The sequence below is a fragment of the Bacillus sp. GW821-FHT01G09 genome (genome assembly GCF_059422205.1).
In genome coordinates this window covers 62,269-86,528 of sequence record NZ_JBWKWL010000004.1, presented here as the reverse complement: position 1 = coordinate 86,528, position 24,260 = coordinate 62,269, and the positions used below count along the sequence as shown (strand labels likewise).

Here is a 24,260-nt window from a genome sequence, read left to right as displayed (position 1 = left end):
AAAGGATCCTGGCAGATGCCAAGATCCTTTTTTATTTAAACCAGCCTTTTTCCTTTGACCGGGTAATGGCTTCAATTCGATTTTTCACTTCAAGCTTTTCTAGAATCATTGAGATATAATTCCGCACCGTCCCGCTTTTGATGCTGAGTTCCTGAGCGATTTCTTTTGTGTTTTTACCGTCAGCCACAAGTTCAAGCACTTCTTTTTCTCTATCTGTAAGAGGGTTAGCTTCGCTGTATAAGTCCTCCATCAGCTCAGGTGCATAGATGCGTTTTCCATTCATGACGCTACGGATGGCGTTGGCCAGCTCTTCACTAGGACTGTCTTTTAACAAATAGCCTTTAACGCCAGCTTTAATAGCTCTCTGAAAGTAACCGGGTCTGGCGAAGGTGGTTAAGATGATAATTTTGCAGCCTGTATCTTTTAGCTCCTCAGCAGCTTCAAGCCCTGTTTTTCCGGGCATTTCAATGTCCATAATACATACATCAGGCTGGCGTTTTTTGACAAAATCAACAGCATCTTGGCCGGTTGTACCTTTGCCTACGACTTCCATATCGTCTTCTAGGTTTAGAAGTGATCCTAAAGCGCCCAGCAGCATTTGCTGATCTTCTGCAATAAATATACTAATCATATAAGCCATCCTTTATGTTTATTTTGAATTATTAGGAATTGCCATGGTAAGCTTGGTTCCGTTTTCGGTATCGATGTGAAGGCTTCCGTTTGCAAACTCAAGCCGTTCTCTCATCCCGAGTAAGCCATGTCCTTTTGAAAAGGAATTTTCTTCTCCTTTGAATGTTCCATCGTCAGACACTGTAATCACAACTTCCTTCCAGAGCTGCTGAATGTCAACTCGGCAAGTTTTAGCCTGGCTGTGTTTGACGACATTTGTGACAGCTTCCTTTAAGCACATGCTCAAAATGTTTTCATTCAACAATGAGATATTTTCGGGCCATTTCTCTTCTTCATAGATAAACATAATGTCAGCTGCTTCGAGAATTTGTTTGATGTTGATCAATTCATCCTTGAGCCGTATGCCCTTCATAGAGGAAACGATTTTTCTTACTTCATTTAAAGAAGTTCGCGCTGTTTGCTGAACACTTTTCAGTTCACGAGCTGCTTGTTCGGGATCTTTGTAAATCAATTTTCTTGCTAAGTCGCTTTTTAACCCAATAAGAGAAAGTTTTTGCCCAAGCGTATCATGGAGATCGCGGGCAATTCGCTGACGTTCTTCTAATTTTACCAGTTCTGCAATCCGTTCATTTGCATCCTCGAGCTTTTCTTCAAGCCGTTCGCGCTCCTTGCGGCTTCTTATACTAAAGGGCAATAAAATTGCGCTGATGAGGGTAATGACGACAAAAGGAATTTGTGTCAGAAAGAATTCCTTTTTTAATACGAGACTGAAATTGGCTGCGACGGCTGCGCTTATTAAATGGACATAATATAAAATATGAAAAGGGACGCGTTCCTTAATGTTTCCAATAAAATACGCGATAAAAAAAGCAAAATAAATATAACTGAACAGGGTAATGGAGGCGGTTGAAATGCCAATTAATAAAAATCCCCACAAATAAATGGTCCAGCCTTTTGAGACAAAAGCAAATCGATATACCGAAAAAAATAAAAGCGTCAAAATGATGCCGACAATAATAACAAATGTAGATGATGATTTCCATATAAAGTAGAAGGGGAGGATGAAAAATATCGTCCATATATAGGGCGTAATCCCGTTTAGTTTTTGAAATGTAAAATGATTTTTAATCATGATCTTACCTCATTTTCAGCTTTTCATCTTACTTGTAACTTTATCATTGTGAAAGCCAGAATGCACCCTCCAACAATAAAAAGGAAGCCTTCTAGTATATTAGAAGACCTCCTTTATCATCAGGCATTCTTCCGCAGCTTCTGTTTTTCTGGTGAATCAGGCGGAAGGCTTACAGGTATATGTTTTATAGCCCGAAATGACACAAACTGTTTGTTATCTTCATCCCATAGACGGAACGCGAGTGATTGCAGGCTTGTTTTTAAGGTGATTGTCGGTACGTTTTTTAATGGTTCGTGATGTTCATGAGCAACTTCAAGCTTATAGTTAGGCACCTTTGGACTCAAATGATGAACGTGGTGGTAACCGATATTGCCTGTTAGCCATTGAAGCAGTTTCGGGAGTTTATAAAATGAACTGCCTTCAACAGCAGCCTGAACGTAGCTCCAGTTTTCATCCGCTTCAAAATAAGAATCTTCAAAGGTATGCTGCACATAAAACAGCCAAACACCGATTGAACCTGAAATCAGAAATATCGGGCCTTGCACCAGTAAAAACGATTGCCAGCCAAAGATCAGACAGCAAGCGGCAGCCAATGCGACAATTGCCAGATTCGTAAGGTATGTGTTTACACGTTCCTTGCGTCTTGCGCCTTTTTTGTTAAAACGGTTCGTGATCAGAAAAACATAAATCGGTCCGAGAATAAACATGATAAACGGGTTTCTATAAAGTCTGTATGCAAGCTTTGTTCGTCTGGATGCAGCTTTATATTCGTTTACTGTTAACATCCAGATGTCTCCTGTTCCGCGTTTATCCAGATTGCTGCTAGTTGCATGATGAATCGAATGGCTGTGCTGCCATTGAAGATACGGGAATAAAGTCAGGACACCTGTCAGAAAACCGAGAATGTGGTTATAGCGTTTTTGTTTGAAAAAAGATTGATGGCAGCAGTCATGGAAGATGATAAAAATTCTTGTTAGAAAACCTGCGGCAATTACCGTTAATGCTAACGTAAGAAGATAGGAGACATCAAGGCTGAGATAAGCAAGAAACCACAGGCCGAAGAATGGGATAAACGTGTTCAAAAGCTGAATCAGGCTGTTTTTTGTTTCAGGCTGAGCAAATGCAGCGACTTGCTTTGTCAGCTGTTTTTGTTTATGTGCAATGGTTTGTTCAGTCATAGTAAGTATCCTCTCATTGTGTGTCTCGGTTCAGTATACGCTAATGAGAGAAGTCTTTTGTAGTAGCACACATCATGCCTCCTATATGACATTTGTCATGTCTCGTGCGGCATGCATAACCGATTGCGCTAAAAAAGCTTGTAAAAAAATTTACAAGCTGATTAATGCTTATCAATCCATATTCGTGATGTGCCCGAAATAGCTTCAATCCTGCATGTTCCTCCTATAGGGAACGTGGCAATTGGCGAGGTATGTCCGGCATTTATATTTGCGATGACCGGGATGCCGGATAATTCTTTTTTTGTTTCGATCATGGCTTTTACAAGATCCATTGATGCGTTTGATGCTTTCTGAAATCTGCCGATCAAAATCGCCTTTACATGTGAAAAAGCGGGGAGGTGGATGAGTGATTGCAGATCGCGGTCAAACATGTGGATGTCTGACATATAATCATCTTCAATCAATAAAATAGTATGTTCTGTTTCAGGAAAATACTCCGTTCCCTGCAGCAAATTAAGCGTGCATAAGTTTCCGCCAATTAAAGTGCCTTCCGCATAACCTTCTTGGATTACAACAGGGCCGTTATTAGGATAAAAACGCCTGTTTTCTTGATCCAAAAACCAGCGGTCATCGCTCCACTCACTTGAAGGAAGAATTTCAAACGGGTCGTCCGAAGCGCAGCAAGAAAGAAAATACTCCTCTGTATAATCGAGTCCTTTTTTCATTGCAAATGTTGAGAAGTGGGGACCTGAATACGTAACAAGACCCGTTTTTTGATAAATAGCGTTGCAAAGAGCGGTTATATCGGAATAGCCGCACAGAATTTTTGGATGTCGTTTGATTTTCTCGTAATCAAGATAACGCAGCAGCTGATTTGAATTAAACCCTCCGAGTGTCGTTAAAATCGCTTTGACGCCTGGATCAAAAAAGGCAGCGTGCAGATCTTGGACTCTTGACTCGATAGAGGATGAATCAAATTCGTTACATTCATTTGCGTGTTCAGCGATGGTTACCCGATAACCTAAGCGTTCTAACGCCGTTTTTGCTTGGGCTTTTGCTTCATTTGATAATATAGACATGCTGGTCGCGGGAGACACGATCCGGATTTCGTCTCCCATTTTCAGTTTTGAGGCGTACATAGAACCCTCCATCAATGGTTTTATACCATTACAGCATATCTTGGCTCTTTCTTCCAGACTTTTTTACAAATCAACCCACTTAATGCTACCGGATTGGGTATCATGATCGATACATACTTTGAATTGATGTTTTTCATAAAAGTGAATCAGCCGGTCTACATGATTCCAATCCCGTTTGGCGATGTCTCCTGTGACTTTCGGTATATTGTGGTCTCTTGCTATATCTTTTAAATATTTCATGCAAATGGAACCAAACCCGTGATTCGGAGGGCCTTTTATATCGCCTATATGAATGGCATCGTCCTTGTAAGACGCTACAAGTGAAAAACAGCCTTTTCCTCGGTAAGCTGTTTTACAATCAGTTAGCATAATTTTGCATGTTTGGCCATCATCAATCGAGGAAACAATCATCCATTCTTCATTGTTCGATTGATCAATACCAAGCACTTTGGCATCTTTAGATAAATCCTTCATATTCTCCTGCATGCGATAAATTTGAAATTCTAAATCATTTAATTCTTCTTCAAGCTCTTGACGATTTTTTTCTTTAATAGTAAACAAGATCAAACTCCTTTCAAAAATCAGCTTAGAAACACAGTTACCAATTGTATTAGAAGAGAGGCGTATTGTAAACAACAATTCCATTATTACTAGAAATTAGCGCAAAGTCAGGTTTGATCGTTTTTAAGAGAGGAAAAAGAAAACTAACCTGTGAAAAAGGAGGAATCAGAATGGCGATTGATTCATTGATTAACAAATTACAGTATGTCCAATTGGAACCGCCGGATAAAATTCTCTCCCTGTATCTCAATACAGACATGAGAGATCCAGAGCAGCAGGGGGGAGAATGGAAGATTGCCCTAAAGTCAGGATTCAGCCGATTAAAAGAGTATTTGGCAGTTAGTGATCCAGAGGAGGAAAAGTGTCTGGATGGAATCAGGGCTAAAATGAATCAATACTTGAATGCAATAGGAAAAGACATGCCCCGCAGTCTCGTGTTTTTTGTTTCCGACAGCGGCATATGGGAGCCTATTAAGCTTCAAGTCCCTGTAGATACAAGATTTTACTGGGAAGAAACAGCTGTCCTGGATCAGCTAAAGGGTTTGCGCCAGACATACCCAAGTACGGCGTTTATTTTAACTCAGCAGCATGAAGTGAAAATTATTGAAACCGTTTTAGGGAAAATTGAGGCGGTGGAGCGTTATGAGTATGATATGATCAATGAATCTTGGAAGAATTGCCATTCAGCTGTAGACAAAGCGGCACGATTTGAAGAGAACCGGATGAGGGAACATGTAACAGAGAACCAATCGAGACTGTATAAGCGGCTGGCTGCCAGCCTTGATCAAAAAGCTGCCGCGAAAAGATGGGAACGAATGGTTATTGCCGGGGATAAAGAAACGGCCGATATCTTGGATCAGCATATGAATAAACCCATTCATTCGAAAATTCAAAAGAACCTGCTGAATGAAAATGAACATAAGGTCATTGAACATTTGATAAAAGAGGCGTAAACCTAACAGGCCGGGGCTAATAGCCTCCGGCCTTTGAAGTGTGTCTAATTTCTGACGAAGCACTCGAAACCGTTGACATCTTCTTTGAATTTGCATACGATTTGGATAGCCAGTACAAATTAGGAGAGGTCACCAAATGAACCAAACAGAAAATAAACCGAAAAATTACACGGGAATTGTCCTTACGCTGACAGTTCTGATTAACGGTTTAATCGCAGTGCTGTTTTTCATGCCTAAATTAGATCAGTTCAGCCATGCGAATATTCACATTTTGCCAATGCTGAATGCGATATTCAACAGCTTTACGTTTATCTTCTTATTGGCCGCGCTGATTATGATTAAACAGAAAAATATCAAAGCTCACAAACGCTTTATTTTGGCCGCATTCACAACAACTTTACTATTTTTGATTTGCTATGTGACGTACCACTCGATTGCGGAAAACACGCTCTATGGCGGAGAAGGTATTATGCGCCCGATTTATTTCTTTATTTTAATTACACATATCTGCCTTTCTGCAATCATTGTGCCGCTTGCGCTGTTTACGCTGATCAGAGGGTTCAGCATGCAGGTAGAGCGCCACAAAAAAATTGCGAGATGGACAATGCCTCTATGGCTGTATGTAAGCCTTACAGGCGTTATTGTATATTTGATGATTTCACCGTATTATTAAAAGCCATACTCAGTATGGCTTTTTTTACATGTAAACATGGCAAAAGCCCAAATCTATTTTTGGGCTTTTGTCAGTAAATTGATAGACTCTTATTCATGAGCCTTGGATTCCATGGTTTCAAGTGTTGCAACCTGCAAAGATTCTTCAACAGTTTTTGTTTTTTCTTTTACTTTTTCTGCATACGTATAATCACCGTAGCAATACGGATAGCGGAAATTTTTCGCATTTCCCCCGCAAGTATACAGATCAGGATTTTTTTTGACTTGCTGCTCGGAGTATTGTTTTGCCAATTCCTCAGTATGCGTTCCTCCATGTTCAGCTACAAAATCAATGTAACCTGCCCCCATGTTGTAGCTTTGAATAATGGTATCCAAATCCACGCCTTTTTCCTTACCGGTCTTGTACATGAGGGTAAATTGCTTGATGCCTTGTTTAACACTGAGTTGAGGGTCTGTTATCTCATTGCGTTTTAACCCCAGAGATTCAGAGGACTGCATGGGATCATTGCCTTTTCCTTTTGACTCCTGATACATCATGCCTAATATGAGTGATGTATAATTAGAGAGTCCTTGGCTTTCAAGCTCTTCTTCCACCAAGGGTTTGTAATCGGTTAAACGTTCCAAAACAATCGTTTTCGTATCGATCGGAAGTTTTTTGATTAAATCCCGGTTGAAAAAAAGCAGGACCAATAAAAAAGAGGCGATGACAAAGACAAAAATCATCATAAAACCCGCAGCAGCGAAACAGCCTTTTCTCTTTTTCTTCACTGTGTTTCACCCTCAATGTTTGGAGCAGTATGACCTTTTTATTATGACATAAGACGGTATATCAGACCAAGTAAAAACCTGATTTGAAACATAAATTTAAACTATGAGATTGAAATGGAATACAAGCAGGCTGGTTTGCACTCAAGAGCATTTGTTATAAGATAAAACTATGAATAAAGAAAGGTGATACATATGACTGAATTTAGAGAAACGGAACAATCGGCTGCTGATCTGGACGAGGAGACGCTGTTTCTAGTCGCGCAAACATTCAAAGCGCTTTCTGATCCTACCCGAATCAGGATTCTCCATTTATTGTCCCAGGGTGAGCATGCAGTAAACGGAATTGCAGAAAAGCTGAATTTACTGCAATCCACAGTGTCCCACCAACTTAGATTTTTAAAAAATCTTCGACTTGTCAAATCGCGCAGAGAAGGAACATCGATTTATTACTCTCCCGAGGATGAACATGTTTTAGATGTTCTTCAGCAAATGATCCATCATACACAGCATGATTGAAAAAGACATCCTTGCTTAACTCGCTGCTAGCGGGCAAGGATGTCTTTTTCTTTATTGTGTCCGTGCTGTTCGAGTTCGTTTCTGCTGAGCTTGATGACAAAAGAAGAAAAACCGATATAATAAACGGCTATCAGAAAACAGACGCCAATTGTCAGAGGGTCCGTTCCGATTGACTGACTGTATGATCCAAGGCGGTTTAGATCAGGCGAGGTAAGATAAAGCTCTGTCACTCGATATAGAAATCTTGACAGGAATAAGGTTAAGAGAATCATTTCTACCCAAATATGAGTCCGAAAATAGATCTTTCCTCTGCGTTTTTCAAAAGAGATGTTTTTCTTAGCGAAAAAGACAAGGAGCCATCCGCCAAGAATGCCCAAAATGAGATATCCATATAAAAAAGGGTGAATGGCGCTGAAGATTGAAAGGCCAAAAGCAAACAGCGAGAAAAGAATGATACGGGTGAACAGCCAGCGGGGCTTCAGCGGCTGGTATCCGATGGACCTTTTAATTTTTTTATACAGAAAAAAGATAATGATCATGGCAGGATAAACGCTCTGAAGTGTAAGATGCATGATGTGAAATCCCCTCCGTTGAGAAGTGTATGCTTATCCGGTTGGAAATAGTAGCTGAAATAAATACTGAACACAAAAAAGAAGGGGAACCCCCTGTTTTCATAGCATATGCGAGGTGTATTCCGCCGCATAATAGATATGCCCAAGCTTTATCAAAATGTTATGATTGTTTTGTTGGAAAATACAAGAAGAAAAGGTGGCAGAATGAAACTGGAACGTTTGTTAGCGATGGTTGTGTTATTGATCAGCAAAAAACAAGTGCAGGCTGCAGAGCTTGCTGAGCTGTTTGAAGTATCTGTCAGAACAATTTACCGTGATATTGAGACGATCAATAGGGCTGGTATTCCGATTGTGACCTCACAGGGTTCCGGGGGCGGAATTGGCATCATGGAAACGTATCGGCTTGAAAGAGAGTGGCTGAAGGAGGAGGAATTGTTTGCAATTGCTTCCGCTTTGCAGAGCGTTTCATCTATGTATGAACCCGTTTCTCACAGCACAGCCTATCAAAAAATCAAACACCTTATACCTAAGCAATCTGCTCAAGCATTTAAGCACCAAACAGAAAAATGGTTTATTGACATGACGGCATGGGGCCATACTGAGGATCAAAAGACGCTGCGCGAGAAAATAAGCGCCGCCATCGATCGATTGTCAACGATATCTTTTACATATACAAGCGCAAGCGGGGAAACACTACTTCGGGAAACTGAACCTTATACATTGGTTTGCAAGGCGGGGCACTGGTATTTATATGCCTACTGCCTGGTAAGAAATGATTTTCGTTTTTTTAAACTGAACCGGATGAAAGATCTGGCCATCTTACATCAAACCTTTATCAGAAAAGACATTCAGCTGGATACTTTGCCATGGGATAAGAATTGGTACCAGAAGGGCCGTTTAACTGAACTGGTTATTCTTGTTCAGCCGGCAGCACGTCAGCGTATAGGTGAATGGTTCGGATATGATGTTCTTCACTGTGAGGAAGATGAAATCTGCCGGGCAGTGATTTCACTTCCAGAAGATCAATGGCTGATCGGTTTTTTGCTCCAGTTCGGAAAGGATATTGAGGTTCTGCAGCCTCTTCATATACGGGATAAAGTAAAAGAAACCATTCATCACATGCAAAAAATATATGAAACCTGACACACTGCTGTCAGGTTTCTTTGTCTATAATCTTAACAAAAGGAGGAGAACGTATGGGCTTTTCACATATAACACACTTAGACCGGAAACGATTTGCCGGACTGTCACAACGGACAAGCAACGCACTGGAAATGACGGAAGAAAGGAGGATTCCGGCACTGTGGGATCAATTCTGGAAGCAGGATATGAGCGCTCTTTTATCACAGGCTGAAAAAGACAAGAGCATTATTGCCTTATATTCGAATTATGAACAAGAGACGAATGGGTTTTATACGTTTTCAGTCGGAACGTTTCAGGAACACAGCAGTACTCTTCCGGAACCATATGAAGACATTAATTTGCCGGCTTCCGCTTACGCCGTTTTCACTTCCAGAATCGGCCCTATTGAAGAGATTGTGCTTGAAACGTGGAAGGAAATTTGGACTTGGGATAAGCGGCATCTGCGCACGTTTACAGGTGACTTTGAGATGTATGATCAAAGTGCCGCAGTGCCACAGCGAGCACAAGTTAACATTTATGTAGCGATAAAAAAATAATAAACTCTTGATAAACTAATGGTGTTAGTTAATAATAAAACTAACACCATTAGTTTTTGTTAGGAGGAATAAAAAGATGAGAATTACTCAGTACCAAACGGTTTGGCAGCTGACTTTTTTTCCAGCATTGTTTCCGGTTAATTGCTATTTAGTAGAGGAAGAAAACGAAGTCACCCTTATTGATGCCGCACTGCCAGGCAGCTATAAAGGGATTATTCAAGCTGTGAATCAGCTTGGAAAACCGCTTCGGCATATTTTACTGACTCATGCACATGGGGACCATGTCGGATCACTGGATACATTGGCACAAACATTTCCGCATGCAAAGGTTATGATCTCGGAACGAGATTCATTCTTGCTTCAAGGTGACACATCCTTGCGGCAAGATGAGCCGCAGACGCCTATAAAAGGAGGTATTCCGAAACACATACAAACAAAGCCTCACCAACTGCTGACGGGCGGTGAAACAATTGGTTCTCTGCTTGCCATTCCAACACCGGGCCATACTCCGGGCAGCATGTCATTTCTTGATACAAGAAACGGCACTTTAATAGCAGGAGATGCGTTTCAGTTGCGCGGAGGAATCGCTGTATCAGGTCAGATAAAATGGACGTTTCCTTTTCCCGCTTTCGCCACATGGAATAAGGAGGAGGCCATCAAAAGTGCACAATTGCTCGCCGATAAGGCGCCTTCCTGTCTCGCTGTCGGACATGGAAAATTCCTGCGATCACCTTCAGAGCGGATGAGACAGGCGATCCAAAAAGCAAAGAAAGGATGATGAGCATGTCACCGAGAATAGGTTTGACCCAAAAAATGATTGTAGACGCTGCAGCGGAGATTGCCGATCAGGAAGGGGTAAATGGTGTCTCACTTGCGGCACTTTCTAAAAAAATGAATGTGCGCCCCCCGTCATTGTATAACCATATCAACGGGCTGCAAGCGATCAGAGCAGAACTTGCTGTCAGAGGACTGACAAAGCTTTTTGATCAAATGGCGGACTCCGTAACCGAACGAAAGGGAGATTCCGCGATGCTTTCTTTAGCTCATGCATATGTTGATTTTGCAATTGAAAATCCCGGATATTATGAAGCGGCTCTTCTTAAGGTTCAGGACAAACGGACGGAAATCGTCTCTGACCAAATTGTCTGTCTTGTGACGAAGCTGCTCATTGAAAACGGCTATGCAAGTGAAAAGACTGCCATTCATGCGACAAGGGGGCTCAGAAGCCTGCTGCATGGCTTTGCTGTTTTAATCGCAAAAGAAGCATTTGAACGTGAGGAGGACATTTTAGAAAGCCTGTCATTTTCAATTCGGACATTTTTGTCAGGATTATTAATAAACAATAAAAATATTATGTAAACAAATAAATGGATGTCTTATATTTCTGAATATTGTATAATATCAAGGGAGTATACATAGGGGAGAGGCATTATGCAATGGATGACATTCACAAGATTGAACGATTAGCGGCAGCTTCATGGCCGGCTTATTTTCAAAAAAGCATAGGGAAATGGCTTCTCAGAGCGAATTTTGGCGTAACCAAAAGGGCAAATAGCGTATGGACGTCTGCGGATATGCCTGAAGGGGATTTTCAGCTAGAGGCCGAACTTTTTTATCAAAGTTTAGGCTTACCTGTTTGTTTTCATATTAGCAACGCATCACCGAAAGGGCTTGATGACGCATTGGCAGACAGCCGTTATGAAAAGGTAGACGAGTGCTTCCAGATGACAGCGTTGTGCCGGTCAATTATGAGCCGAACAAATGACAACAGCCGATTTACATACAAGTGGGAACAAGAGCCACCATCTGTTTGGATAGATGAATTTATTCAATTAGAAGGGTTTTCACCCGAACGTCACAAAGGTTACAAACACATATTCGAACGCATGCCGCCGTGTAAAACTTTTTTCAAGATGTATGACAAAGAAAGCCTGACAGCGCTTGGCACGGTTTCTGTCATTGATGGTTATGGCGGACTTAGTAATATCGTTGTAGCTGAGGAGCACAGAGAAAAAGGGGCAGGAACCCAAGTGATCAGGGTGTTGACTGAATGGGCAAAAAACAACGGAGCGGAACGCATGTTTTTACAAATGATGAAAGAAAATCTGGCGGCAGTTTCTTTATATGAAAAAATCGGATTTTCGCCTATATCGGAACACCATTACCGGATTAAAAGATGACCAAAGGAAGGGGGTTGCTGATGGATTCGCTTCAAGAGATGATTTGCGAAAAACGGACATACACACGCCTTTATCATTCACATAAGCACGCGTACAGCCAATTTCTTTTTCCGCTTGAAGGGAGTATTGATCTTGAAACTGAAGAGCGCCAGGTGAAATTAAATCCGGATCATTTTTTATATATTCCGCCGCAGTGCGAGCATCGCTTCCGTTCTATCGGAAGAAATGAATGTCTTGTACTGGATGTTCCGCTTCATGCAATGAAAATTGATGAGTATCGTGCAGGATCGGGAATTGAAGCTGCACTCGACCCTTTCTGGTCTTCGATCAGGTACTTGCTGACAGAGGAAGCAAAGGCTAGAACAGCCAACTCGCTTCATATGCTAGTACAATACATAAAAGAAAAGCTTCAATCCCATAACTATGCCTCAATTGCATACATTCACAGCCATTTATTTGAGCGGCTGACGATTAAGAAGCTGGCAGAAATCGAGCATTATCACCCAGCTTACTATTCAAGCTGGTTCAAAAAACAGACAGGGAAGTCCCCGCAGAACTATATTGCCGACCTTCGCCTTGAGGAAGCAAAACGAATGCTGATGGAGAGAAATGAAACCCTTACCGTCGTGAGCGAGGCGCTGGGCTTTCAAAACCTTTCTTCTTTTACCAGATGGTTCACAAAAAGCACAGGAATGCCGCCCCGCCTGTATCGAAACACCTTATATTCAGATAAAAAATAATGGCTATTTGGTTAAACGAATCTTGAATATCTCCTTTACAATAGGAGAAAAAGGAGTTATTGATATGGCAGTCATTGAAGACTTTGAGAAATTGGATATCAGAACGGGAACAATTGTAAAAGCGGAAGAATTTTCTGAAGCAAGAGTACCGGCAATCAAGCTTGTGATAGATTTTGGGACTGAAATCGGCTTAAAACAATCGAGCGCACAAATCACGAAGCGTTACAAGCCGGAAGATCTCGTCAACAAGCGAGTCATAGCAGTCGTGAACTTTCCGCCCCGCCGGATCGCCGGATTTAAATCGGAAGTCTTGGTCCTCGGCGGCATACCCGGCCAGGGCGACGTCGTCCTTTTGCAGCCGGATCAGCCTGTCCCAAACGGCACAAAAATCGGATAACGCAAAAAAAGACGTTTGCCTAAGGCAAACGTCTTTTGCGTATTGAGGCGATGCACCACACGCCACATTCGTGTGTGCCGTAAAGGCATGTACATCGACTTACACAATTCAGCTCATCGCTATATGAATATAGCATGGAGGGCGAAGGATTGCAAGGATTACTTTGTTTTTGTGATTGAATTTGTCCGTCTAATCAAGATCTTATTATATGAAATGTAATAATCTTTTAGTACAGAAGGTGAGCATGATCTAAGGTAAGCGATTGACCTCATAAGCAACACGTATTCCAGATTCAATCGCGCCTTGCATCCACGCATGAGTGAGTGAGGCGTGTTCTCCGGCGAAATGAACTCTGCCCTCAGGGACAGGAATATAGGGATACAGCTCTAATTCTTGTCCTGGTTCGAAAGCTGTAAAACCTCCCGCAGAATACGGGTACTGGCTCCAGCTAAAAGAAGTGCCAGACACAAATTCAGACCACACAATATCACCATAGATGTCAGATAAATTCAGTAAAGTATACTGGATTCGCTCTCCTTCTGAAAGACTGTCCCATATCAGTGCCTCATCAGCCCAAGTATAACTGGCCAGAATGACGGCATGTCCATTTGCTCCAATATTTCTGCTTGGATAATACGAAAAACGAATCGGTAGATCAGTAATAGATTTGCCGCTGCGCTGCCCGGCTTTTTCCCAAAATCGGCTTTTAAACTCTATGCCGATTTTTGTTGCACTGATATAGTTTAGCTCACGGATTGCCCTCCGTTTATAGTACGAGAATGAATGGTATGGTTCGACTTTTACAAATCGCAATGTTGAAAAAGGAATGGTTACAATAGCGAGATCAGCTGTGAATGATGTGAATTCTGCCGTTTGTTGATGCTGACAATGGATCGTAACACTATTTTCACCCTGAGAAATTTTCATCATTTTTTGATGGTATAGAATGTTTGTTTTTAATTGAGGAAGAAACGCGTGAGGCAGCAGATCCATGCCGCCAGTTATCTCATAGAAGTGAGCGGGTGAAGAAAAAAAGATAGATTCCCGCAATACTTCAACAAGGGACATCCCCATATACGCTTCCATATCCAAAAGTACACCGATCATATCGATCGCGCCATATGAAAAATACGTGTTTAAAAAAGAGCTTAACGAATAATTTTTGTATTGTTCTTCGACAATCCGCCAATTTCTCGCTGGATTTAGATTGATAAAATTTAGAATAGGCTGCAGTAAAGAAAGCATCAGCTCTTCAGACGTTTTCCCTTGTTCATGTGGTGCAACTGGGTATCTCAATATTCCAGGAGCTCGTTCAAAAACTTGGAGACGTGTTTTGATTCCATTTGCATAAATGATGTCCATAGGGGTTCTATTGATAAATACATTTGTTGGCAATTTGAATTTTTTTATATATTCTAAGGTTAACGAATGGTTATTCGGTATGCGCATCGGGCCAGCGTTAAAATACAAATCATCACTAAAGGGAGCTCTCAAAGTGCAGACACGGCCGCCCGCTCTGCCGCTCGCTTCGAGAATCGTTACTCTGTGACCGGCATTTTTCAGCAAAGATGCTGATACAAGCCCGGACAATCCAGCTCCTACAACAAGAATATGCTTTGGATGCTGGGATGCGCTAAGGCCATTTCTAATGATCTTTACCATGTCATCATTCATTAGAGAATTCACTTTTTTGGAGGCACCTCTTTTTAGAATTTATTGCATTATATTCATTGAAAAGAGCGCCTATCACGATCTGTTCACATCTTTTGGAATTTGAAAGGTTATTGTTAAAAGGAAATAAAGGGGTGATGTATGTGACTAACTTTGGTGGGGGAAGGTCATAAACAAAGCAAGTCAGGCAGGGAAGAAAATTAAGGACGTCAAGATTCCAGATTTGCTGCCTTATAATCCTAAGTACGACTTTGCTCTAGCCGATAATGTGCCATACAATGTGGTTGATAGCCAAAGCCTTAAGAATGAACTTTTGACTAATGCGAAGAATATACCGGATGGAACAAGAAAACCGTTTACTGGCCAAAAGATAAGCCCCCCTTGGCTAAATAAAGAAAAGTATGAAGCATATGAAATAGAGGGGAAGGTAAAGGCGAAGGGGAAAGTTAAAGATGTAAGCCGTAGAGTGTATACTATGAAAGATATTGATATTAATCAAAAAACAGAATTCGGTGTTACAAATCTTCAGCTAATGAAAAACGGGAATGCCCCTTATGCAAAAGACGGTACACAGATTAATTTATATCACTTGATTCAAGAAGAACCTGGCCCAATGCTTGAAATCCCGAACAGCTTACATACAAAATATAGTGATGTCATTCATCAGCTTAAGTCTGATGGTGAAAGTTTTAGAAATGATAAGGTTTTAAAAGCACAATACGAGAGCTTTAGAAAGAGATATTGGAAGTGGAGAGCGAAACAATTTGAAAATGAGAATTGAGGTGTTTATATGATTTATTCGAAGGTTGAGAACTTTATTAATGAAAATAAACAAAATGCTATATTTACAGAAGGCGCAAGTCATGAAAACATTGGTCGCATTGAAGAAAACCTCCAATGCGATCTCCCCAACAGTTATAAATGGTTTTTAGAAAAATACGGTGCTGGTGGTTTATTCGGTGTTTTAGTTTTAGGCTACAACTTTGATCATGCATTAGTTGTAAATAGAACTAATGAATATAAAGAACACTATGGTCTTACTGATGGACTTGTGGTTATTGAAGATGTTGATTACTTTGCTTACTGTCTAGATACAAATAAAATGAAAGACGGAGAATGCCCTGTAGTTGAATGGGATAGGGTAGTTGGTTATCAAGATACTGTTGCAGAAAGCTTTATTGAATTTTTTTATAATAAGATTCAGGAAGCGAAAGATGATTGGGAAGAGGATGAAGACTGGGACGATTAAGTAAAAATATTGCAATTGCTCAATAGATACACTTGAGTTGCACATCCTCAATCTAAATAAAATAATGGTTTTATCCATAAAGCAATTGTATTCAAATAACATTTCTATATGGTTATAATTAGGATAAGGATTATGCTTTTTAAGGTATAAAAAATGCAAAAAATAAAAAGACTAGGGTGCTATCAACACCCCGTCTCTGTACTAAAGCTACCCACTAAAGGGCTTGCTCGATGTGATTTCTTGGTAGACCTATCCCTTCAGGTTCTTAGGCTCAAGGGAGGTCTATTTTTTATTTATATATGTCAACAGGGCAATTATAAATGACCCGAATGCAAGCATTAGCATTAATGCCTGGATGTTGACATAGCCTCACCCTCTTTCATAGGGGATGAGCAAGACTCCCTTGAGTGAGCAAACTTAATGAGCAGGGAATATTTTACTATACATAAATGTCCTTGTCGTTAAAAATTCACAATAAATTGACAGTATGAAAAGAACGTGCTTAATGCAGGTTCTTTTTTTTATTTCAAATATTAAACAATTCCCTTCAAATGACGATATTTAACATGTAAACTTGTACCAAGGAGGATTTAGGAAATGAAGAAGAGAATTACGTATGTGCTGCTTGCTCTTCTAGCAGTAGTAGCTTTTGCTTTCACTGATTCATCAAAAGCCAAAGCAGCAGAAGCAACACCACTTTATTATCTGCAAATTACAGGGATAACATCAGATGGAAACGACTTTGCTTGGGATTACATTAACTTTAACCAAACCAAAGCTCCAAGTGTTTTAAAAGGTGATAAACTTCACGTTAGGGCTCGTTTTATGGGGTATACAAAGTTAACAGTTATCACGGGTAAAGATGGGAAAAATCTGTTATATGATGGTACAGCTAGGATGTACAAATCTGATGCCATTCTTGGTCAGAATAAGGTGGTTATAGGCTGGGATAAATATTTTGAGATTCCAATGGACGCACTTCAAGATAACTCTATACAGATTAAAGCATTAAGCTCAGGCACCACTTTTGTTTACAGCCAAAAAATTGATTTTGAAAGAGAGTGAACCAGGTGATTAGCTCTTCTAATTATGATGTAACTAAAGATCCAAAATTCTTAGCATTTTGCAGCTTGGCTACAGAAGGATACGGGGGGAATAACTCAGCTCCTAGTAGATCCATTGGTTTTAGTGAATTCTGTGAAAAACTTGAGAAAAATGAAGTAGTTAATCCCGAGAACAAAAAAAGCTCACTTGACCTAAATAAGTCTTTAGACTATTGGAAATCAAGATTTAATCCAGGAGGCAATCTCTCTGCATTAGATTCACAGGTATTAGATATTATCAAAAAAGCTTGCAACTTAGGCATGGTTAACAAAAATAATATGCTGTTGCGAAACGAAGCAATTAATGCTTATAAAAATTCAATTTAAATATGAAACAATGCCCAGCTTAGTGCTGGGTATTTTATTTATTGAGGTTATTTTCTCGCAAATACTTTTGATGCTCTTTCTTCAACTTATCAATATTATCTTTGAATATATAAATCTTATATTTTTCCTTTGCTTCTCTTGATAGATTATGTTCTAAATATTCACGGAGCTTTGCTTCACTTTTGGTTTGATCCATGCCAATTGTAATTGCCGGATCTGTTTGACCAATTTGCACACTAAATAAACCAAATTCATCCCGAATACTATCAATTACTTCCAAAGGGGACTTTTTATTTGCTTCGGTTAAAGTTATACCTGACATAATCAAAACAGGAACTAAAATCAAAAATCCAATTAACCTCTTCTTCATTCACCATTACTCTCTCCCTCGTCGATAAGAATCTCTCCTTTTTCTTAATCCAGGATACATACTTTATAGTTGAAGATAACAACTCAGTTTATTGTTCATATTACTTTCAGTGAAGCAAATTAAATAATGCAACTATAGCATTTTGAAAAGCATTCAGGTGTAGAAAAAGGAAAATGGAAATCAAGTTATTCTTAGTGATATAGCAAGGTACAAAACCTAAATAAAACATGGACTTTATTCTTAACGAAGAGAGATGTGAGCAATGGTAAATATCTTAACTAATATCTTGAAAAGTGACAGATTGGATGAATATCCATTACTTCAAAAGTTCTGCTCCCTCAAAGAAAAAGGGTTACGTAAGGAATCCTTTAAAGCATTATCTTCCTTTATTGATGAAGCAAAGACGTGGGATAATAATGCCCAACAGAAGTTTGCTTGTTGGCTATTTGCTTTATTTGAAACATCAGATGATATTCACCATGTACTCGTTCATCCTTTGGAAGAGGAACTTTTAAAGCCTTTACTTGAGGGATGGATGAAGAATAATCCGGAAGATCCAAGGCCATATAGGTGGTATGGCGTGTTTTTAAATACCGAAAAACGTGTCGATTACTTACACAATGCGCTTAGACTTGGTGGCAGCAATAAACAATTATCCTTATTAACGCTAATCGATATTAATTTGAACGCCCTTTGGTATTCATTTCATCATATATCCGAAGATTTGTATCTTGGCGATATTAAAGAAGATACAGCACTTATTATTAAGTCGCTGCAGCTAAACAACAAGGTAGAATGTCAACAAACAAGAAATAACAATAACGAAGCACTTAACTATTATCAAGATCTGTTGAATGATTGGGTGTTGTTTACAGAAAAACAATCAAAGGGATTTATTGAATGGTGTGAATATAAGGGTAGAAATTATCATTGGGTCAAATCCTATTATTACGAAAAACATTGAGCGCAGCTAGTGAAGCTCGTTATGAGTCGAAAAGATTTGGGAATAAAAATGAAATTATAAAAGAGCATAATGTTATAAGACCTAAAATTAATGATCAAAAGTGGAAAGGATGCTTTGGTTTTCTGGAGGAGTATGATGAGCAACTATTGAAGAAAGGTGCACTGGTTATGCGAAAGAACCATAAAAGAACATCTCTTTTTTGAAAGTAGAGAACCAAACCATATGGGTTCGAAACACTCCTCACACTGGAAAAGAAGATTGTTATGTAAACCAATATACTGAGGTTATTGAACATGAGGGTAAAAAATATAGTTTCAATAAATACCTTGGAACTTATTCCAATCTCTATTGGGTTCAGATGAAAATTAATTTAGCTTTAAAAAGATTAGTTTTGGGCAAACAACATTTAGGACATGTGCCTGAATGGTTGTCGGAGGCTTATATTATGGATGATCAAGTTAATTGTTTAGAATCATCAAAATTGTTCGTATTAAAAGAACACGTTTAAAAAATAATGGGGAAAGAAAGAATTTATATTCCATAAATTGTTGAATTATGAGTTAGTAAATAAGAAGGTCTGGTGCTTCATACACGAAAATTCAAGTTTCGTGAGAGTGTAAGTTAAGATAAAATCATTCTTTTAAAGAGAAAGGATGATCAGGTTGGACAGGTTAATAAATCCTACAAAACATTCTTTTTATTTTAGGCTAAGTAAATTTGACTGTTATAAAGTCCGAACAGGAAAGTGCTCTTTAGATTTAAATGATAAGGAATTTAATGCTTTAGAAGGTGAAGAGCGTGAGTATGCTCTAAAATGCAGAAGATTGGCTGCACACTACATACAACGGAGATTATGTATGCCATATATGTCAGGACAAAAACAAAAAATTAACAGTTAAAGAAAAAGTTAAAGCAAAGGTTTTTAAAAAAGGATCCGAATAAACTTTCAAGAGAAAATGATTTTATTGATGATGAGTTATTTGATTAAACCAATCTTTTATTTTAATTGGAGGGGTTCATTTTGGACATACTCAACTTTTTCAAGAACAAAGATAAAAAAGAGCAGCATGAGAATAGAAATAATAGTATTAACACTGTTGAGGTTAATAACGAAACAGAGGTGGCATTAGAAAAAGAAAATTTTCCAATCTTGATTCAAGAAACAGATTTCTCAAGGAAGTATGAGGAAAAGTCTGCATTTTTCGATTTCGAGTATATAGACTTTAAGGTTGCAGGAACATCACACTATCAAAAAGATATTAAGAAAGCCATCAAGATAGAGGATGAAGATAGCTTTTTCTTCGATGAAAAATATGGCGGTATGACAAATAAAGAGATTATAGAATCAACTTTTGAAGCCGATATTTATTTATCATAATGCCCTTTTCTCAAATTGTGAATTGCGGTTAGAAGAGAACAACAAGTACGATCCGGAAGCTATAGCTGTCTATGTAAATGATTGCAAAGTAGGACATGTTCCGCGAAAGAATTTTCAAGAAGGCAAGAAATACATTTACGATCAGTTAAAGGGTGGTATAAGGCACCCAATCTCAGCAAGTTTGTATGGAGGAAAATATAAAGTTAACCGTGATGATACAAAGATTGAGACCGGTGAAACAGATTATAAAATTGAGTGTCAAATTGTGATTAAAACAGACAAATAGACAATAAAACTACGATTTTAAAGAGAACGGAGACTTACCTTAAATATGAATGTTAAAAATGCTCCATGTATTTTTCAATCACTATTCCAATTATCTCAGCTATCTTAATTATTAATTTATTTACGGGAGTTATTTCAATTCCATGGCAAGGTATGCCGGTGTTTTTTCCATTAATACTTTCCCCTATAGGGATAGCCTTGGCGTTGGTCTTAATAAAGGCAAATAAACGATGTGCTGTATATGGGATAGTCTTAAATGCAATTATGTTTCTATTTCCTTTTTTCTGGTTTATAGGCGGAACTTTGTTATTTGGAGTTTAAAAATTAAAATGACAAAATTGATGAAGATCTTGAGCAATTGCATAAATGAATAAAACAACTTTTTTATAGAAACGGGAGAATGCGGAGGTACTAATTTGGGGTTATATAAACCGTTAGACAGTTACGCTTATACATTGGCATTTTCAAGTTTGTCCTATGGTCTAATCTTTGGCTTGTACATGTTTGTTTACTCCGGCTTTATGGCAATCGCATTAGTAACTATTGGGATCATTGCATTTTACGCTTTAATCACTTACTTGGTGTTTGCTGTTCCTTTTCAAATGTGGCTGCGAAAAAGGGGAAAAAAGTTTAATTTAATTAATCTTATTATTTACACAGCAATAGCCTTTGTAGCTGCGTTATCGTTTTTTGTTGTAAAACTAATCCAACAAGTGCTCTTGCTGTGCTAAAAAGCATAAATTATTACATTATGAGTATTGTTGCAGCTCTCATTTATTGATTTTGGGACTCTATATTCCTGCGGAATTAAAGGTCATTTTCTATTGGGAAGAGGCAAAGGGCTCAAGATAAAAGAAGTGTTTTATTTAAAATTGGGGAAGTTGCCTTGAACATTTTTATTTGGATTGCCATGTTTATAGCTATTTTTGGCGGCTCTTATGCAGGTTACAAAAGGAATAAAAAGAAAGAGCTTAAACAAGAAAAGTAAGTATATAAGAAAAGCCAACAGAAGATATTTTTATTTTGATTATGGAACAATTCCTGAAATTTAAAATCAAGAAAAATGAGTGAGTTATAGGCTACACTTGAAAACATTTATGAATACCTAAAAATGAAGAGGAAGATAAATTATACAGTTCTTGAGTTAAGGTTGCGATCTTTAAGGAACTTACACTGTCATATTTAATTGTAAATATTTAGGAGCTTTGTTCGAGTTAACTGAATATGTTGATTTTGGTCATTGACCTAAATTATTTACTGAGGTCTTTTGTTGTGTATAATTATCAATTCCAAAAATTCTATCAAAATTGGGACGACGCAATGTATCCTGTATCGTTTGACTACAGAAATGATTACTTAAACTTTAATTCTTACGTAGAAAGTATTGAAAGTGATGAGCGTGTGACATTTCCTTTACGGGGCTCACAGCATACAGAATTAGGGGATCATAGACGAATGGCAACCAATATTATTATATCCTCAAGTGGAAGATTAGATGCAACCACTAAAACATGGACTAGTAAAAGTGGAAAGGTTTCACCGGCACAGTAGTTGTTTTCTTAACTGATTCAAGGGGGAACATTCTGTATGCAACAGCTCCACGTAGGTATGGTGTAAATGGTACAGCGTTGGGAGGACATAATAGAACTGACACATGGTATGAAATGATTCCTAGAAGTGTTTTAAATAAAACAACTGCGTATGCAATTCATCACGCTTACACTCCTACTCCAAGAATAAATCCTACAGAATTTAAAAAATGGTCAGATGCCATTGCTCCATTGGTTAAAGCATACAGTGAAGGGCAACAGAGAGAAATTTATCTTTTCCCAGAAGTACATGAGGCCATTGAGTTAGAACCTTTCACTTCAATCGACACAGAGGAAAGCTACTAATGTAACAGTTTCAAAGCCCTATAGAAAAATAACTGTAGGGCTTGACCTCAATGTCTTTAGATTATACATACACTGGATTTCATTAAACTAAATGCTCTTTTGCATCCCACAGCGCCGACATTCACGCAAGAATATTCCACTCTTCACAGAGCTTTTGAACAGTGTGTAATCGCAATTGTCACAGTTGCCGTACTTTACATCAGGATCTCTTTGTAATCTCAAACAATTTAAGTATGCAATTAGAAGCAGCAAATAAGATGGATTTATTGTTAAAATCGTGACCTCACATGTGACCTGACGAAATAAAAAAAGCGATGAACTGCGCTGTGTAAGACTTTGGCATACCTCTTTGAACACACCACATCGTGTGTGCCGCAAAGGGCATGTAATCGGCATACACAATTCAGCTCATCGCTATCTCAATAAAGCATGGCGGGCAAAGGAATGCAAGGATTACTTTATTAATGATTGAAAACGTAATAAAACTAGTCTTATTTTTTCTAAATTAATCGTGAGTAATTCTATAACTATAGTGATTTCAAAACTGTCTTACTCACAGTGAGCGGCTTAGAGGCTATTGACTGACCGTCTTTATAGATAACTTCGACAATCTTATAAGCTGATTTTTTGGACATGAAACGTTGCACTACAGCTTCAAAGTCAAGAGCACCACCTGGGTCAGCTACAATAATTTCACAATCTCTAATGTATATCACCTTTATGTTCGCACGGGAATTCATTACAGATATTACTCCATCTGAATTAGAAACAAGAATTGTGATCCTGCGAAAAAAGGATCAGGATATGGTGGAAGAAGACCACTTATAATGTGTTTCTAGGTATTTGTAATTAAATTACAAATACTTTTAATATTCGCTCGTGAATTCGTGTTATTATACTGAAGAGGACGATCAAAAGCTTTGGCGTTAGTAATTAAGAATGTTTTAAATATATACGAGTGCTACCTCAAAGTCGGAAAAAAATATTATAGGAGGTAACATATGTTTAAGTTTAAAAAGAATTTCTTAGTTGGATTATCGGCAGCTTTAATGAGTATTAGCTTGTTTTCGGCAACCGCCTCTGCAGCTAGCACAGACTACTGGCAAAATTGGACTGATGGGGGCGGTATAGTAAACGCTGTCAATGGGTCTGGCGGGAATTACAGTGTTAATTGGTCTAATACCGGAAATTTTGTTGTTGGTAAAGGTTGGACTACAGGTTCGCCATTTAGGACGATAAACTATAATGCCGGAGTTTGGGCACCGAATGGCAATGGATATTTAACTTTATATGGTTGGACGAGATCACCGCTCATAGAATATTATGTAGTGGATTCATGGGGTACTTATAGACCTACTGGAACGTATAAGGGTACTGTAAAAAGTGATGGGGGTACATATGACATATATACAACTACACGTTATAACGCACCTTCCATTGATGGCGATCGCACTACTTTTACGCAGTACTGGAGTGTTCGCCAGTCGAAGAGACCAACCGGAAGCAACGCTACAATCACTTTCAGCAATCATGTTAACGCATGGAAGAGCCATGGAATGAATCTGGGCAGTAATTGGGCTTACCAAGTCATGGCGACAGAAGGATATCAAAGTAGTGGAAGTTCTAACGTAACAGTGTGGTAGCAGATCATCCTTAATCAGGGGTAGCTAACGGGCTGCTGATCGTTCCTTGAGAAGTTTTATAATCAATGATTATTAAAATCGTTAGTAATGGTTAAAGGTTGTTTTCTACTAGGTGAACGGCCTTGGAATTGCTGGAGGTAGGGTATTCTCCATCTGGTTTTAAAACTTTTCCTATAGGTTAATAGAATGGTATTTAAATGAGAATGCTATCAATTTTTTGTAGTCAGCGCTTGCTCACAACAGATACCTTTACATAAC

Annotated in this window: 29 protein-coding genes and 5 pseudogenes; 22 read left to right on the top strand and 12 right to left on the bottom strand. The window is 38.8% G+C overall.

The genetic code is table 11. From position 1 onward, the window contains the following. Positions 1-31: 31 nt before the first annotated feature. The 5 genes from desR to AC07VD_RS13835 all read right to left on the bottom strand — a co-directional run bounded on the left by desR (position 32) and on the right by AC07VD_RS13835 (position 4,640). Entirely contained in the window at positions 32-631 is a 600-nt protein-coding gene (gene desR / locus AC07VD_RS13855; RefSeq protein WP_004399356.1) for a two-component system response regulator DesR, read from the bottom strand. Positions 632-649: 18 nt separating this feature from the next. After that, the gene (gene desK, locus AC07VD_RS13850) at positions 650-1,762 is read right to left on the bottom strand and encodes a two-component sensor histidine kinase DesK (protein WP_015251908.1); all 1,113 of its coding nucleotides are present in this window, start codon (positions 1,760-1,762) and stop codon (positions 650-652) included. Between the two features lie 119 nt (positions 1,763-1,881). Then, a complete protein-coding gene (gene desA, locus AC07VD_RS13845) occupies positions 1,882-2,940 on the bottom strand; it encodes a Delta(5) desaturase DesA (RefSeq protein WP_004399588.1) in 1,059 nt (352 codons plus the stop codon). 161 nt (positions 2,941-3,101) lie between these two features. Further along, positions 3,102-4,079, bottom strand: a complete 978-nt coding sequence (locus AC07VD_RS13840; RefSeq protein ID WP_494721841.1) for a S66 family peptidase — start codon at positions 4,077-4,079, stop codon at positions 3,102-3,104. Between the two features lie 63 nt (positions 4,080-4,142). Next, positions 4,143-4,640 (bottom strand): N-acetyltransferase, encoded by a 498-nt coding sequence (locus tag AC07VD_RS13835; RefSeq protein WP_024573291.1) that lies wholly within the window; start codon positions 4,638-4,640, stop codon positions 4,143-4,145. A gap of 170 nt (positions 4,641-4,810) precedes the next feature. Here AC07VD_RS13835 and AC07VD_RS13830 point away from each other — a divergent pair, with 170 nt between their 5' ends. After that, the gene (locus AC07VD_RS13830) at positions 4,811-5,593 is read left to right on the top strand and encodes a VLRF1 family aeRF1-type release factor (RefSeq protein WP_024573290.1); all 783 of its coding nucleotides are present in this window, start codon (positions 4,811-4,813) and stop codon (positions 5,591-5,593) included. A gap of 136 nt (positions 5,594-5,729) precedes the next feature. Continuing rightward, positions 5,730-6,266 (top strand): DUF420 domain-containing protein, encoded by a 537-nt coding sequence (locus tag AC07VD_RS13825; protein WP_003231280.1) that lies wholly within the window; start codon positions 5,730-5,732, stop codon positions 6,264-6,266. 89 nt (positions 6,267-6,355) lie between these two features. Here AC07VD_RS13825 and AC07VD_RS13820 read toward each other — a convergent pair whose 3' ends face one another. Then, positions 6,356-7,033 carry a lysozyme family protein gene (locus AC07VD_RS13820; protein ID WP_003231283.1) on the bottom strand — a complete coding sequence of 226 codons (678 nt, stop codon included), beginning with the start codon at positions 7,031-7,033 and terminating at the stop codon, positions 6,356-6,358. 192 nt (positions 7,034-7,225) lie between these two features. Here AC07VD_RS13820 and czrA point away from each other — a divergent pair, with 192 nt between their 5' ends. Then, positions 7,226-7,549: a Zn(II)-responsive metalloregulatory transcriptional repressor CzrA gene (gene czrA / locus AC07VD_RS13815; protein WP_003231284.1), complete on the top strand. Its 324-nt coding sequence runs from the start codon at positions 7,226-7,228 to the stop codon at positions 7,547-7,549. 26 nt (positions 7,550-7,575) lie between these two features. Here czrA and csk22 read toward each other — a convergent pair whose 3' ends face one another. Continuing rightward, complete coding sequence (csk22, locus tag AC07VD_RS13810; protein WP_017697551.1) at positions 7,576-8,121, bottom strand: mother cell-specific sporulation protein Csk22; 546 nt, start codon at positions 8,119-8,121, stop codon at positions 7,576-7,578. Positions 8,122-8,325: 204 nt separating this feature from the next. On the opposite strand from csk22, the gene AC07VD_RS13805 reads away from it, so the two are divergent. The 7 genes from AC07VD_RS13805 (at position 8,326) to csaA (ending at position 13,117) form a co-directional block, all read left to right on the top strand. Continuing rightward, positions 8,326-9,264, top strand: a complete 939-nt coding sequence (locus AC07VD_RS13805; RefSeq protein WP_130572466.1) for a helix-turn-helix transcriptional regulator — start codon at positions 8,326-8,328, stop codon at positions 9,262-9,264. 53 nt (positions 9,265-9,317) lie between these two features. Beyond that, entirely contained in the window at positions 9,318-9,800 is a 483-nt protein-coding gene (locus AC07VD_RS13800; RefSeq protein WP_153256118.1) for a GyrI-like domain-containing protein, read from the top strand. A gap of 76 nt (positions 9,801-9,876) precedes the next feature. Then, positions 9,877-10,578 carry an MBL fold metallo-hydrolase gene (locus tag AC07VD_RS13795; protein ID WP_116316648.1) on the top strand — a complete coding sequence of 234 codons (702 nt, stop codon included), beginning with the start codon at positions 9,877-9,879 and terminating at the stop codon, positions 10,576-10,578. Between the two features lie 5 nt (positions 10,579-10,583). After that, positions 10,584-11,159, top strand: coding sequence for a TetR/AcrR family transcriptional regulator (locus AC07VD_RS13790; protein WP_024571455.1), 576 nt, complete (start codon positions 10,584-10,586; stop codon positions 11,157-11,159). A 77-nt stretch (positions 11,160-11,236) separates the two neighbouring features. Then, entirely contained in the window at positions 11,237-11,980 is a 744-nt protein-coding gene (locus AC07VD_RS13785; RefSeq protein WP_130572464.1) for a GNAT family N-acetyltransferase, read from the top strand. 14 nt (positions 11,981-11,994) lie between these two features. Continuing rightward, positions 11,995-12,720: an AraC family transcriptional regulator gene (locus AC07VD_RS13780; RefSeq protein WP_144530341.1), complete on the top strand. Its 726-nt coding sequence runs from the start codon at positions 11,995-11,997 to the stop codon at positions 12,718-12,720. A gap of 64 nt (positions 12,721-12,784) precedes the next feature. After that, the gene (gene csaA, locus AC07VD_RS13775; RefSeq protein ID WP_217018426.1) at positions 12,785-13,117 is read left to right on the top strand and encodes a chaperone CsaA; all 333 of its coding nucleotides are present in this window, start codon (positions 12,785-12,787) and stop codon (positions 13,115-13,117) included. Positions 13,118-13,366: 249 nt separating this feature from the next. Here the strand turns inward: csaA and AC07VD_RS13770 are convergent, their stop codons facing one another. Next, a complete protein-coding gene (locus tag AC07VD_RS13770; RefSeq protein WP_217018428.1) occupies positions 13,367-14,803 on the bottom strand; it encodes a flavin monoamine oxidase family protein in 1,437 nt (478 codons plus the stop codon). A gap of 145 nt (positions 14,804-14,948) precedes the next feature. On the opposite strand from AC07VD_RS13770, the pseudogene AC07VD_RS13765 reads away from it, so the two are divergent. Beyond that, positions 14,949-15,569: pseudogene (locus tag AC07VD_RS13765) on the top strand (HNH/ENDO VII family nuclease); the annotation flags it as partial. 9 nt (positions 15,570-15,578) lie between these two features. Next, positions 15,579-16,037: a type VII secretion system immunity protein YobK gene (gene yobK / locus AC07VD_RS13760; RefSeq protein ID WP_024571449.1), complete on the top strand. Its 459-nt coding sequence runs from the start codon at positions 15,579-15,581 to the stop codon at positions 16,035-16,037. 282 nt (positions 16,038-16,319) lie between these two features. On the opposite strand, the gene AC07VD_RS13755 is transcribed toward yobK, so the two are convergent. Further along, positions 16,320-16,394, bottom strand: a complete 75-nt coding sequence (locus AC07VD_RS13755; RefSeq protein WP_413927852.1) for a putative holin-like toxin — start codon at positions 16,392-16,394, stop codon at positions 16,320-16,322. Between the two features lie 240 nt (positions 16,395-16,634). On the opposite strand from AC07VD_RS13755, the gene AC07VD_RS13750 reads away from it, so the two are divergent. Together AC07VD_RS13750 and AC07VD_RS13745 are read left to right on the top strand one after the other, a co-directional pair. Further along, the gene (locus AC07VD_RS13750; RefSeq protein WP_003241736.1) at positions 16,635-17,102 is read left to right on the top strand and encodes a DUF4879 domain-containing protein; all 468 of its coding nucleotides are present in this window, start codon (positions 16,635-16,637) and stop codon (positions 17,100-17,102) included. 5 nt (positions 17,103-17,107) lie between these two features. Continuing rightward, positions 17,108-17,467: a hypothetical protein gene (locus tag AC07VD_RS13745; protein ID WP_024571448.1), complete on the top strand. Its 360-nt coding sequence runs from the start codon at positions 17,108-17,110 to the stop codon at positions 17,465-17,467. A 34-nt stretch (positions 17,468-17,501) separates the two neighbouring features. Here AC07VD_RS13745 and AC07VD_RS13740 read toward each other — a convergent pair whose 3' ends face one another. Beyond that, positions 17,502-17,837, bottom strand: coding sequence for a YolC/YozM family protein (locus AC07VD_RS13740; RefSeq protein ID WP_024571447.1), 336 nt, complete (start codon positions 17,835-17,837; stop codon positions 17,502-17,504). 262 nt (positions 17,838-18,099) lie between these two features. Here AC07VD_RS13740 and AC07VD_RS13735 point away from each other — a divergent pair, with 262 nt between their 5' ends. The 7 genes and pseudogenes from AC07VD_RS13735 to AC07VD_RS13705 all read left to right on the top strand — a co-directional run bounded on the left by AC07VD_RS13735 (position 18,100) and on the right by AC07VD_RS13705 (position 22,359). Further along, positions 18,100-18,801 carry a hypothetical protein gene (locus AC07VD_RS13735; RefSeq protein WP_217018429.1) on the top strand — a complete coding sequence of 234 codons (702 nt, stop codon included), beginning with the start codon at positions 18,100-18,102 and terminating at the stop codon, positions 18,799-18,801. Between the two features lie 199 nt (positions 18,802-19,000). Then, on the top strand, positions 19,001-19,309 hold the full coding sequence (locus AC07VD_RS13730) for a hypothetical protein (protein WP_042976007.1): 309 nt from the start codon (positions 19,001-19,003) through the stop codon (positions 19,307-19,309). A gap of 513 nt (positions 19,310-19,822) precedes the next feature. Beyond that, entirely contained in the window at positions 19,823-20,179 is a 357-nt protein-coding gene (locus AC07VD_RS13725) for a hypothetical protein (RefSeq protein WP_250540172.1), read from the top strand. Then, positions 20,154-20,465: an HIRAN domain-containing protein gene (locus AC07VD_RS13720; protein ID WP_250635310.1), complete on the top strand. Its 312-nt coding sequence runs from the start codon at positions 20,154-20,156 to the stop codon at positions 20,463-20,465. The genes AC07VD_RS13725 and AC07VD_RS13720 overlap by 26 nt, the downstream gene beginning before the upstream one ends. Positions 20,466-20,510: 45 nt before the next feature. Next, a pseudogene (locus AC07VD_RS13715) lies at positions 20,511-20,785 on the top strand (YnaG family membrane protein). A 95-nt stretch (positions 20,786-20,880) separates the two neighbouring features. Beyond that, positions 20,881-21,245: pseudogene (locus AC07VD_RS13710) on the top strand (UPF0715 family protein). Positions 21,246-22,092: 847 nt separating this feature from the next. Next, positions 22,093-22,359 (top strand): hypothetical protein, encoded by a 267-nt coding sequence (locus AC07VD_RS13705; protein WP_128737935.1) that lies wholly within the window; start codon positions 22,093-22,095, stop codon positions 22,357-22,359. A gap of 87 nt (positions 22,360-22,446) precedes the next feature. Here the strand turns inward: AC07VD_RS13705 and AC07VD_RS13700 are convergent. After that, a pseudogene (locus tag AC07VD_RS13700) lies at positions 22,447-22,563 on the bottom strand (DUF8096 family protein); the annotation flags it as partial. Between the two features lie 326 nt (positions 22,564-22,889). Further along, positions 22,890-23,066: pseudogene (locus tag AC07VD_RS13695) on the bottom strand (ATP-dependent DNA ligase); the annotation flags it as partial. Between the two features lie 294 nt (positions 23,067-23,360). Between AC07VD_RS13695 and AC07VD_RS13690 the strand changes: the two are divergent. Next, the gene (locus AC07VD_RS13690) at positions 23,361-24,002 is read left to right on the top strand and encodes an endo-1,4-beta-xylanase XynA (RefSeq protein ID WP_003231377.1); all 642 of its coding nucleotides are present in this window, start codon (positions 23,361-23,363) and stop codon (positions 24,000-24,002) included. The last annotated feature ends 258 nt before the right edge of the window (positions 24,003-24,260 follow it).